This window comes from Actinocrinis sp., assembly GCF_035605935.1.
Taxonomy (GTDB): domain Bacteria; phylum Actinomycetota; class Actinomycetes; order Streptomycetales; family Catenulisporaceae; genus Actinocrinis.
Map to the genome: position 1 here is coordinate 1 of NZ_DATNGK010000273.1, position 11626 is coordinate 11626.

The 11626-nt window shown below is 68.5% G+C and carries 10 protein-coding genes, 1 rRNA gene and 1 pseudogene; 2 read left to right on the forward strand and 10 right to left on the reverse strand.

Features of this window, described 5'->3' with window-relative positions; translation table 11 throughout:
* Both VN779_RS22185 and VN779_RS22190 read right to left on the reverse strand, forming a co-directional pair.
* Positions 1-141 (reverse strand): 16S ribosomal RNA (locus tag VN779_RS22185); the annotation flags it as partial.
* Between the two features lie 494 nt (positions 142-635).
* Positions 636-1640 carry a stage II sporulation protein M gene (locus tag VN779_RS22190; protein ID WP_325726465.1) on the reverse strand — a complete coding sequence of 335 codons (1005 nt, stop codon included), beginning with the start codon at positions 1638-1640 and terminating at the stop codon, positions 636-638.
* A 147-nt stretch (positions 1641-1787) separates the two neighbouring features.
* Between VN779_RS22190 and VN779_RS22195 the strand changes: the two genes are divergently transcribed.
* A complete protein-coding gene (locus tag VN779_RS22195; RefSeq protein ID WP_325726467.1) occupies positions 1788-2645 on the forward strand; it encodes an RDD family protein in 858 nt (285 codons plus the stop codon).
* A 68-nt stretch (positions 2646-2713) separates the two neighbouring features.
* On the opposite strand, the gene ahcY is transcribed toward VN779_RS22195, so the two are convergent.
* From ahcY to VN779_RS22225, 6 genes are all read right to left on the reverse strand, one after another.
* Entirely contained in the window at positions 2714-4153 is a 1440-nt protein-coding gene (ahcY, locus tag VN779_RS22200; RefSeq protein WP_325726471.1) for an adenosylhomocysteinase, read from the reverse strand.
* A gap of 76 nt (positions 4154-4229) precedes the next feature.
* A complete protein-coding gene (locus tag VN779_RS22205; protein ID WP_325726473.1) occupies positions 4230-4529 on the reverse strand; it encodes a WXG100 family type VII secretion target in 300 nt (99 codons plus the stop codon).
* Positions 4530-4675: 146 nt separating this feature from the next.
* Positions 4676-5800, reverse strand: coding sequence for an SIS domain-containing protein (locus VN779_RS22210; protein WP_325726475.1), 1125 nt, complete (start codon positions 5798-5800; stop codon positions 4676-4678).
* A gap of 53 nt (positions 5801-5853) precedes the next feature.
* A complete protein-coding gene (locus VN779_RS22215) occupies positions 5854-6036 on the reverse strand; it encodes a Trm112 family protein (RefSeq protein ID WP_325726477.1) in 183 nt (60 codons plus the stop codon).
* Positions 6037-6105: 69 nt separating this feature from the next.
* Complete coding sequence (locus VN779_RS22220) at positions 6106-7491, reverse strand: phosphomannomutase/phosphoglucomutase (RefSeq protein ID WP_325726479.1); 1386 nt, start codon at positions 7489-7491, stop codon at positions 6106-6108.
* A gap of 224 nt (positions 7492-7715) precedes the next feature.
* Positions 7716-8099, reverse strand: a complete 384-nt coding sequence (locus tag VN779_RS22225) for a DUF3499 domain-containing protein (protein ID WP_325726481.1) — start codon at positions 8097-8099, stop codon at positions 7716-7718.
* Between the two features lie 162 nt (positions 8100-8261).
* Between VN779_RS22225 and VN779_RS22230 the strand changes: the two genes are divergently transcribed.
* Positions 8262-8705, forward strand: a complete 444-nt coding sequence (locus VN779_RS22230) for a metallopeptidase family protein (protein ID WP_325726483.1) — start codon at positions 8262-8264, stop codon at positions 8703-8705.
* Between the two features lie 42 nt (positions 8706-8747).
* Here VN779_RS22230 and VN779_RS22235 read toward each other — a convergent pair whose 3' ends face one another.
* Both VN779_RS22235 and VN779_RS22240 read right to left on the reverse strand, forming a co-directional pair.
* Entirely contained in the window at positions 8748-10394 is a 1647-nt protein-coding gene (locus tag VN779_RS22235; protein ID WP_325726485.1) for a DUF5719 family protein, read from the reverse strand.
* Positions 10391-11626: pseudogene (locus VN779_RS22240) on the reverse strand (hypothetical protein); the annotation flags it as partial. The gene VN779_RS22235 and the pseudogene VN779_RS22240, both read right to left, overlap by 4 nt.

The following is an 11626-nucleotide window of genomic DNA, read 5'->3' on the forward strand; positions in this document are numbered from 1 at the left end:
ATCCCAGAGCCAAGGGCAGGTTACCCACGTGTTACTCACCCGTTCGCCACTAATCCACCCCGAAGGGCTTCATCGTTCGACTTGCATGTGTTAAGCACGCCGCCAGCGTTCGTCCTGAGCCAGGATCAAACTCTCCAAAAAAGAATCCGAAATCCCAGCTGATCCGTCCCGACGGGGGTCGGGACAACAGCCATTCATCACAAACAAATGGCACCACAGACAAAAATGTCGACACACTGTTGAGTTCTCAAGAAACAGACACACCAACAGAAGCCATTTCTGACTTCCCCAGGGTTGTGTTTCGGATTTCGACGTTGATCGCGTCGCGGAGCGACTCTATCACGCCTACTTCGCTGCTCTTGCCAACCGGGCGAGTGTGACGTAGCGTGTAACTTTCGCCTTCACTCGCTGCAGGCTTTTCGCAGCAACCCTCCTAGCTTAACCACCTCGCCCCGGGCCGTCAAACCGATCTGTCGAATCGGAGTGAGGTTGAGGTTTGAAGCGGTCCCCGGAGGGCTAGATGAGTATGCACCAATCGGGCCGTGCAACGCCAATCGGTTACGCAGCAAGGGGAACAGCCGACGGAGCGCAGGTCAGAGGCCTGTTCTAGTTCCCTCTCCGCCCTGCACCCTTACTCAGCCGACGGCGGGCTGTTCATCCGGACGGTCTACCGCATCGACGTCGCCGGCTTCGCCGCGCCTGTATGCGTGCCTGCCTACGACGAAGACGTACGCCAGGAACAGCGTCTCGATCGTGATTCCGACTCCTATACGGGCCCAGGCCGGGAGCGACGACGGCGTAACGAACGCTTCGATCACGCCAGTGCACAGCAGCGTGAGGATCATGCCGATACCGACGACCGCCGCCGTTCGACCCTCGTGCTCGAGCGCCGCCAGCCGCGTGCGCGGACCCGGATCCACCAGCGTCCAGCCCAGCCTCAACCCCACCCCAGCCGCGATGAACAACGAGGTCATCTCCAGCAGGCCATGCGGGGTAATGAGTGTGAAGAACACATCGCCCCGCCCCGCGGCCACCATGTATGCGCCGTCGACGCCGAGGTTAGCCACGTTCTGCCACAGGATGAACAGGACCGGGATGCCCAGCAGCACGCCCGAGAACAAGGTCTCTAGGGCCAGGAAGAAGTTGTTCGTCCAGACCTGCGCCGCGAAGTCACGCGCCGGCGCCGAGGTGTAGTAGGTCTCGAAGTCGCCGCCGGGTTGGGTGAGCTGCCGCACCTGTGGCGACGGGATCAGCGTGCTGCGCACGTCCGGATGCGCCACCAGCCACCAGCCGAGCGCGAGCGACGCGAGCAGCGCGAGAGCCGCCGTCGTGCCCCACCACCATCGGGACCGGTAGATCGCCGCCGGCAGCTTGGTGCTGAAGAAACTCGCGACGGAGTGCCAGCTCGCCGCACGTGGCGCGGTCAGCGCGGACCGGGAGAGCGCGAGCGTCGCGGAAAGCCGGCCGACCAGCTCCGTGTCCGGCAGCGCGCTACGCACCTTGGACAGGTCGGTCGCGGTGGCCTGATGCAGCGCGAGCAGCTCGTCGACCTCGGCAACCGTCAGATTCCGGCGCCGGGCCAGGCGGTCGAGCCGATTCCAGTGCGGCGCCCGCCTGATCACGAACGCGTCGATGTCCATGGCCCGTTTCCGTCCCGCCCCTGACTCCGGTGAGTTACTGCCCGCGCCCACCGTACCGGCGGACCTGGCCCGCTGCCAGGCTCCTGCCCTACGGTGGTCCCCGCGGCAGTCCTGCGCGCGAAGTACTCATTGGGGTTGGGGGACCGGATGGCCGATCTGGTGATCGCGGAGGGCGTCGAGCTCGAGCTGCGACCCGCGCGACTGGCCAGCCGCTTCATGGCCGTGGTGGTCGATTTTCTGGTGCAGGCCGCCATCCTCTCGATCCTGCTGTTCACCGTGGTCGCACTGAACTCCGGCTCGGGGAATCCGGACTCGAAACGGGCCGCCACCATTGTGATCATCGTGCTGGTCGCGATCGGCTATCCGGTGGTGAGCGAGACGATCTCAACCGGGCGCTCGCTCGGCAAGGCGGCTGTGGGCCTGCGGGTCGTGCGCGTGGATGGCGGTCCAGAGCGGTTCCGGCACGCGTTCGCCCGGGCGCTGGCCGGGCTGTTCGCCGATCTGAATCTTCCGCTGCTCGGCACGGTGGCGCTAAGCGGCCTGAGCGGTCTTTGGGTCTGCCTCGTCGGACTTCCCGGCGCAATCGCCTGTGTGTCTTCGCGGCGCGGGCAGCGTATCGGTGATCTGCTTGCTGGAACGCTCGTGGTGCGGGAGCGCAGCGAGTATGGACGTGGTGCGCCTCCGGTGCCTCCTGTGCCGGCTATCGCGGCATGGGCCTCTGTGGCGTCGGTCGGGGATGTGCCCACCGGACTGATCGTCGCTGGACGACAGCTGGTCTCGCGTGTCTTCGAGCTGGACCGGAAGGCGGCTGCGGAGTTGGCCAACGAGTTGGCCCAGCAGTATTCGGCTTATGTGACTCCGCCTCCGCCGCCTGGTCTCCCCGCCTATCAGTACCTCGTGGCGGTCACCGGCGAGCGATTCCGGCGCGAAGCAGGGGCCGCATACGCCGCCGCGGCGCCGAACGGCCCGGCCGCGTGGATTCCGCAGCCGGGCCGAAAGCACTAGGTCGACTCAAGAACCGTCAACCGTCTATCGCGGTAACCCGCGAGCTGAGCAAACGCTGACGCGCCGGCTCAGTACCGGTAGTGGTCCGCCTTGTACGGGCCCTCCACCGGAATGCCGAGGTATGCAGCCTGCTTCTCGCTGAGCGTCGTCAGCTTCACGCCGAGCGCGTCGAGGTGCAGCCGTGCGACCTTCTCGTCGAGCTGCTTGGGCAGCGTGTACACGCCGATCGGGTACTGCTCGGTCTTGGCGAACAGCTCGATCTGGGCAAGCACCTGGTTGGCGAACGAGTTGGACATCACGAAGGACGGGTGCCCGGTCGCGTTGCCCAGGTTCAGCAGCCGGCCCTCGGACAGCACGATGATCGTGTGGCCGTCCGCGAACCGCCACTCGTGCACCTGCGGCTTGATCTCGGTCTTGACGATGCCGGGCAGCTTGGCGAGGCCGGCCATGTCGATCTCGTTGTCGAAGTGGCCGATGTTGCCGACGATCGCCTGGTGCTTCATCCGGCTCATGTGCTCGGCGGTGATGATGTCCCGGTTGCCGGTGCAGGTGATGAAGATGTCGGCGATCCCGACCACCTCGTCGATCGTGGTGACCTGGTAGCCGTCCATCGCGGCCTGCAGCGCGCAGATCGGGTCGATCTCGGTGACGATCACGCGTGCGCCCTGGCCGCGAAGCGACTCGGCGCAGCCCTTGCCGACATCGCCGTAGCCGAAGACCACCGCGACCTTGCCGCCGATCAGCACGTCGGTGGCGCGGTTGATGCCGTCGACCAGGGAGTGCCGGCAGCCGTACTTGTTGTCGAACTTGCTCTTGGTGACCGAGTCGTTCACGTTGATCGCCGGGAACTTCAGCGTCCCGGCCGCGAACATCTCGTAGAGCCGGTGCACGCCGGTGGTCGTCTCCTCGGTGACGCCCTTGATCGACTCGGCGATGCGGGTCCACTTCTTACCGTCGGCGGCCAGCGATGCCTTGAGCACGGACAGGATGAGCTGCCACTCTTCCGGGTCGTCCTCCTGCGCCGCGGGCACGGCTCCGGCAGCCTCGAACTCGGTGCCCTTGTGCACCAGCAGCGTCGCGTCGCCGCCGTCGTCCAGGATCATGTTCGGCGTCTCGCCGTCCGGCCAGGTCAGCGCCTGCTCGGTACACCACCAGTACTCTTCCAGGGTCTCGCCCTTCCAGGCGAAGACCGGCACGCCCTTCGGTGCCTCCGCGGTGCCCTCGGGGCCGACCGCGATGGCCGCGGCCGCGTGGTCCTGGGTCGAGAAGATGTTGCAGGAAGCCCAGCGCACCTCGGCGCCGAGCGCGACCAGGGTCTCGATCAGCACCGCGGTCTGCACGGTCATGTGCAGCGAGCCGGTGATCCGGGCGCCGCGCAGGGGCTGGGTCTCGGCGAACTCGCGCCGCACCGCCATCAGGCCCGGCATCTCATGTTCGGCTAGCTGGATCTCCTTGCGACCGAAGCCGGCCAGGGACAGGTCCGCGACCTTGAAGTCGGTGTGCGCCATCTGTTCTCTTCCTCCTAGAGTTCTCTCCAGAGTCTAGGAGGTCCGGGACGCGGCGGTCTGCGAATGCCCCGGAGCGTTAGCTCCCCCACAGATTGCGCAGCTGCGATTCGGCGTCGACATATGTGCCGTGCGAGTTCTCCAGGACTGCCGCGATGCGCAGCAGCACACCGTGCAGGTCTTCGGACGCCAAGTCCCACACGTGCTGTTGGTACTGGTAGTTCGCGGCCGCAGCGCCGGTCCACTCGTCGGCGAGCGGGCGCAGCATGGCGCGCAGATCGGTCAGCAGCATGTCAATATTCGCGCTGACGCTGCGCACCCGTGCCGCCGCCTCTTCGACATCACCGAAGGCGACGGAGATCTCCCCGCTGGCTACCACTTCTGTACCCCTGTTACGCCGTGCCCGTTCCCTCCCTGTCGAGGAATACGGTACCGCGCGACGACGATGTCTGACACGCGCATCCCAACCTTCTGTGCCGTCTCGTTACGTCGTCCTGGATGCCAACGGACCATTCAGCTACGGAGCTACTGCGCGGTACGGAGCCGGTATTCCTCGATGGTGTGCCCCTGATCGGGTCCGATGCCCGTGATCAGCGCAAGGTACGACGCGGCGAAGTCGGCGACCGCTATCAGGTAGGCGGCTCGGGCGAGCGGATCGGACTGCTCGGCGGTGACCGTACTCAGGGCGATGCCGCGGTCTCGGACTAAGTCCTCTACGACACCGAGTCGCGGATCCGCTCCATCCTCGGCGAGGAGGACCACCGCGGCGCTCTTGTTGCCGCCGTCCTCGAACGGATCGCGGAACAGGTCGTCGGCTCCGGCCGCGAAGGGGCCGTCGACGAGGCCGAGCTGGCCGCGGCCGAGATCCGGCAGCGCGGCGTGAATGACGGGGACGCCGGCACGCAAAGCCGATTGGTCGGCGAGTCGTTCCGCGGCGACCGCGGCGACCTGGCCCGAGGCCCACACCGCGGGCACCGATTCGGCCAGCCTCAGCGCGATCTGCTTGGCCGGGTTGACGAAGGGCTCCTGGCTGGGCCGGCAGCGGATCGCCGCTTCATCCGCGGCCGACGCGGCAGCGTCGTAGTTCTGCGGCGGGATGACTCCGGCGAGCTCGGCCGCGATCAGGGTGGGCACCGCGACTGACCACAAGCGCGACCAGACCGGGGCGACGTCATCCGCCATGGCGATGAGCGTGCCGCGCACTTGCTTGCACAGGCTGCCAATGGCGGAGGAAGGCGGGGCGGCTGCGACAACGCGGCAGCCCCGGCGGCCGGCCTCGGCGAGCGCGGCCGCGATTTCCGGAGCCCGGCCCGCGGTGGAGGCGACGACGACCAGGTCGAGCGGCCCGACCCAGCCGGGCAGCGCGGGGCCTGGAACCGGGACGATCGGCACGGTCGCCGCGGCTCCGGCGACGGAGGTGAGCAGCCGCGCGACGGTGGCGCCGGTGCCGTAGCCGAGCACGATGAGTACGCGCGGGCGTCCTTCGGCGGCCAGATCGCGCAACGCCTGATCCGCTTGCGGGTCGAACTCGCGCAACGCCGCGGCGCGACGGATGCGCGCGCCGGTCGCGGCGATCAGCCTGAGCGTGCCGCCGTGGTCCGCGCGTTCCGCGGCCTCGGCGTCGGACAGCAGCTCTTCGTGCAGCTCCATGAGCACCTTTCGGCCGGGCAGCGTTGACTCAGCTCTTCGAACTGCGGGTGCTCTTAGCCGACCTTGCGCGCCTCGTCGATGAGCAGCACCGGGATGTGGTCACGTACCGGGTAGGCCAGAGCGCAGGACTGGTCGGTGCAGACCAGCTCCGAGGCCTCGGTGTCCTCACGCAGCGGGGAGTGACAGTTCGGGCAGGCGAGGATCTCCAGCAGGGAGGGCTCGACCAGGGGTGACATGGCTTTCCTCTTCGGGTCGGCGGTCAGGCTTCGGGTCGGATCACGCGCTGCGCGCGGTCGATGCGCGGCTCAGCCACGCACGATCGCGAGGACCGCGTCGCGGATCTCAGCGACCTGCTCGGCGGTGCGCGCTTCCACGTTAAGCCGCAGCAGCGGTTCCGTGTTCGACGGGCGCAGGTTGAACCACCAGCCCTCGCCGGAGACGGTCATGCCGTCGAGGTCGTCGATGGAGACGCCTGGCTGGCCCGAGTAGGCGGCGCGGACCGCGGCGGTGCGTCCGGCCTGGTCGCTGACCTCGCTGTTGATCTCGCCGGAGGCGGCGTATCGGGAGTACTGCGCGACCAGTTCGGACAGCGGCCGCTCCTGCTCGCCGAGGGCGGCCAGCACGTGCATCGCGGCGAGCATGCCGGTGTCGGCCTTCCAGAAGTCCGCGAAGTAGTAGTGCGCGGAGTGCTCGCCGCCGAACACCGCCCCGGTCTCGGCCATCTCCTGCTTGATGAACGAGTGGCCGACGCGGGTGCGCACCGGGACGCCGCCGTGCTCGCGGACGATCTCGGGCACCGCCAGGGAGGTGATCAGGTTGTGGATGATCGTCGCGCCCGGGTGCTTGGCCAGCTCGCGGACGGCGACCAGCGCGGTGACCGCGGACGGCGGCACCGGCTCGCCCCGCTCGTCCACGACAAAGCACCGGTCCGCGTCGCCGTCGAAGGCCAGGCCGATGTCCGCGCCCACCTCGGTGACCTTCTTCTGCAGGTCCACGATGTTCTTCGGGTCCAGCGGGTTGGCCTCGTGGTTCGGGAAGGAGCCGTCCAGCTCGAAGTACATCGCGACCAGGTCGAGCGGCAGGCCTTCGAAGACGGTCGGGACCGTGTGGCCGCCCATGCCGTTGCCCGCGTCCACGACGACCTTGAGCCGGCGGTTCGCGGACAGGTCGACGAGGGTGCGGAGGTGTTCGGCGTAGGCGGTGAGCAGGTCCCGCTGGGTGACAGTGCCCTGCTTCTCGGCCGGGGTGAAGACGCTGCCGGGCTCGGCCAGTTCGCGCGCGGCCAGGTCGCGGATCTCGGCGAGGCCGGTGTCCTGGCCGACCGGGGCGGCTCCGGCGCGGCACATCTTGATGCCGTTGTACTTGGCCGGGTTGTGGCTGGCGGTGAACATCGCGCCGGGCAGGTTGAGGAAGCCGGAGGCGAAGTAGAGCTGGTCGGTGGAGGCCAGGCCGATCTGCACCACGTCGGCGCCCTGGCCGGCCGCGCCGCGGGAGAAGGCCCCGGACAGGTCCGGGGAGGAAGGGCGCATGTCCCAGCCGACGGTGATCGCGGTGGCTCCGGTGACCCGGACGAAAGCGGCACCGACCGCCTCGGCGATCTGCTCGTCGAGCTGATCCGGCACGATCCCTCGGACGTCATACGCCTTGACCAGATGGGTCAGGTCGCCTGCGGTCGGGTGCGGGGCGGTCACGGTGGTCGGCTCCGTTCCTCCGGGTGGGCGCCGCGCGGCGCGTCGTCGAGGCGAGCCTACCGGCTCAGGGCGACCCGCAGGTGTGCCGAGGCGTGCCGAGGTGTGCCAGGGGCGGGCGCAGCTAAGTCAGCGTCGATGCGTGGTTGGACGGTGCGTTAAGACGCAGGGCCGTAATACAGCGGTCGCGTGGGACGGCGATACCGAGTCAGTCAGACGCTTCCGCGTCAGCCGTCTGCTTCGGTGACTGCACGTAGATGGCCGCGGCGTGGCGGTGTGTCGCCGTGGGGTACGCCGGTAGGACGGCTCGGCTCGTTGTCGGAGCTGCCCGCGGGAGCGCGGGCTGCTTCGCGCACGGCGAGGGCAAGGGCCTCCAGGTCGTCGCTGGAGGGGGTGCGCCGGCCGGTTTCCGGTGGGGAGAGGCGCACGACCTGCCAGCCGCGCGGGGCGGTCAGCCGTTCAGAGTGTTCCGAGCACAGGTCGTAGCAGTGCGGCTCGGGGTAGGTGGCCAACGGTCCGAGGACTGCGGTTGAGTCCGCGTAAACGTACGTCAACGTCGCCACGGCTTGGCGACCACAGGCGGTGCGCGAACAGCGACGGACAGGGCTCACATGCGCGAGTGTATTGCGGTGTTGCCCGGCGCTGCCAGACGCCACGCAATCCGGATCCGCCGCCGCTGTTCGCCGCCCCGGACCGACCACGGTCGAGCGCCGGTCAAGTTCGCGCCGCCGGTATCTGCCACTGCGCCCGGCGCGCGGGATACGCTCGATCCCGTGCAAAGTTCTGCGGAGCCGCGTTCGGGCCGGCCGCCGAGGCCGGGTCGCCGCCGGGGCAGGGATCGGCGTGGGCGCGGCCTGCGCGGTCCGCTGGCCCCGCCGGAGATCCCGCTCAGCCTGACCAGGGCCGAGCAGTTCGACGAACTGGTGCTGGACGCGGTGGAGCGGCTTGAGCGCCGGTGGCCGCAGCTTTCCGGGGTGGAGTTCGCGGTCGAGGAGGTGCCGCCGCCTGGAGCCGAGTTGTGGTCGGACGAGCCGGTGCCACTCGGGCGGGTGGTGCAGGCCGGGCCCGGTGAGCCGGCCCGGATCGTGGTTTACCGGCGACCGCTCGAGGTGCGTGCCCCGGTGCGCGCCGACCTCGGCCTGCTTGTGCACGACATCGTGGTGGAACAGGTCGCGGACCTGCTGGGGCTCGATCCGGAGATCATCGACCCGGAATAGCCGCCCGCAACGAGCCGGGCGGCGTCGGGCGAGGCCCGGCGATCAGGGCTGGGGAACGACGCCGGACAGATCGGCTTTGACGGCCGGAATCTGCACGGTCTCCAGTGCGCTCGCGATCGGTTGGATCGTGAGCATCCCGCCGGTGCCCATCACCCGCGCGGCGTAGATCGAGTTCGCGCCGCCCTGCGGAACGATCGAGACGGCGAACGACGTGGCGCCCTTGGGTGCCTGGACGGGAACCGCCTTGGTGGTCTGTGCGGGAACGGTGACGGTTTGCGGTGCGGGCGCTCCGGTGGCGCTCTCGACGGTGACGACGACCTGCGCGCTTTGCGTGCTGTTGTTGGTCAGCTGGATGACCGAACCGGAGTTGTCGTCCGCGACCACGCCCTCGCCGGCCAGCGCCGGGACCGGGCTGAGATAGGCGGTGTCGGACCCGCCCTCAGCAGTGACCTTGATCGCGGCGAGGATCGGCACGTTGTTCGCGCTGTCGATCTGCAGCGCGCCGGCCTCGCCGGCGGCCGGGACCGTGGAGATGTCGACCGTCTTGACCTGTCCGGCGGTCAGGTGCGGCGGCTGAGTGACGGGCACGATCTTGGCGCCGCCGATCCAGTGCAGCGTGACGTCGGCGTCGGCATTCGGCGAGAACAGGATCAGCTGCAGCTTCATCGCCGAGGCGGGCTTGGCACTCGGCGCGGGTACGCCGGGCAGCATGAGGTGCGCGGACGGCTTCTGCGCCTGGATGAAGTCGCGGCCGGCAGAGCCGTCGGAGGCGAGCATGGCGCCGACGACGCGTCCCGCGGTGGCCACGACGTGGACCGCGAAGGGGCCGGCACCGGTGGCGTTGAAGGTGCTGAGGTCGATCGGATGGTCGTACTGGTTGTTCCCCGGCACCAACAGACCCTGGCCGGCGTCCGAAGCGCCGACGCCGAGCGGACCGGTCGAGGTGTACACGGAGACGTTGGCCTGCGCGGCGATCTGGTCGGTGTTGAACAGGTTGACCTGCGAGGTGCCCTTGCTCGGGTCGGCGCCGAGGTACCAGAAATCGGTGTCGGGCGCCGTGCACGGGGTGGACGCGATGCCGTGGGTGCCCTGGGTCCCGCCGTTGGGAAGCGTCTCGGTGAGCGTGAAGCCCGGGGCGTACCCGCCGGTGGCCTGTCCGATGACCGGAGTGGACGGTTGAGTCAGGCTGGTTCCGTTGCCTGAAATACCGGTGTTGGTCGAGAGCGCGCCGCTCTTGGTAAGGCTGGCGATCGGCGACTTACCACCGAGCAGGGTGACCGTGGCCTTGTCGCCGGTCGTCGGGGCTAGACCGCCTGCCGCGTCGGACGGCGTGATCGCGTTGACGGTGATGTTGTTGCCGACGACCTCAGGGCAGGCGAGCGTCGCGGTACGCACAGCGGTCGACTTGGCAGCCGCGAGGGTCTGCGGCTTGGCGGCGGAGGGCTTGACGCCGTAGCCGTATGCGACGCCGACGCCGATAGCCACGAAGACCGCGATGGCGACCTGGAGGCGCCGCCCGGTGCCGACACCTGCCTGCGCGGCGCGGCCGAGGGCCGCGCGATTGAGGTTAGGCCGGGCGAGGTGCGCCTTACCCAGCGCGTCACGGGCGGCCGAGGCGGGGCGATTGGCGGCGGAGCGCTCGGCGGCGGAGCGGGGCTCCCGGGTCGGGTTGTCGTCGCTCGTGCTCACCGGGTCCATCCGTCCTGCTCGCCGTGGCCGTAGCCATCGGGGTCGTACTCGTTCCCGTACTGGTGCTGGGTGGTCTGGTGTTGGGCCTGGGCGGACTCATCTGCCTGCCGAGGCTCGGGCACGCCGTATTGGTACGGCGCGGGGTCCGCGTACTGGTCGCCGTATTGGCCGTACGCGCCTTGTTCGTACGGAGCTTGTTCGTACGGAGCCTGCTCGTACTCTGCCTGGCCGTATTGGGCCTGGCCCGCGTGGCCGTACTCTGGCTGGCCGTATTGGGCCTGATCGTACTGAGCTTGCTGGTATTGACCGCTGTCGTACTCGCCTTGCTTGTACTCGCTTTGGCCGTATTCGCTTCGGTTGTAGTCGCCTTGGCTGTACTGGCCTTGCGCGTGCTGGCCGCTGTCGTATCCGTAGCCCTCTTGATAGGGCTGCTGCTCGTAAGAACCCTGCTGCTGCTGGTAGGTGTAGGGCTCCTCGGCGTACGGATCCGCGTTGTTCATCGGGTACTGCTCGTACGAGGGCTCGGCGGCGACCGGGTACTGTCCGCTCTGGTACTCGGCTTCCTGGTACCCGGCCTCTCGGTAACCGGTCTCCTGGTAACCGGCCTCTTGATAGCCAGGCTGCTGATAAGCGGCTTCCTGGTACCCGGTGTCCTGATATTCGGCAGCCTGGTGTTGACCGACCGGCGCGGGAACGGGCTCTGGTTCCTGATACGGCTCGGGCTCTCGGTACGGTTCCGGCTCCCGGTAAGGCGCGGGTTCCTGGTACGGTTCCGGCTCCTCGCGCCAGGTCCGCTGGGGCTCAGGTTCCGGCTCGGCCTCAGGTTCAAGCGGATCGGCGGGCTGGGAAGCAGCGTCGAGCTCGGCGGCCTCCTCACCCTCGATCTCCTCATCGGGCCGGCGACCGAACGGCAGGGCCATGATGGTCGCCGCGATCGCCGTGAATCCGCCGACGATCAGCCAGACGGTGTGCTTCATCGAGTGGTAGCCGATGGTGATCGTGCCGCAGCTCGACGGCAGTTGCCACGCCTGAAGGCCGCCGACAGGTTGCGCGGTACCAAGCGTCTGATTGCCCATTGACGCTGACCAGCCGGGCAGCGCATCCTCAGCGAGCACAAGCACGCGGCCGGATGTACCCAGCGGAATGGTCACGGTCGCGCCGGTGTCCTGTGCACACACCATCGCGCTGCCTGTAGGAACCGGCGGCGTGTTACCGCACTGATAAGCCACCGG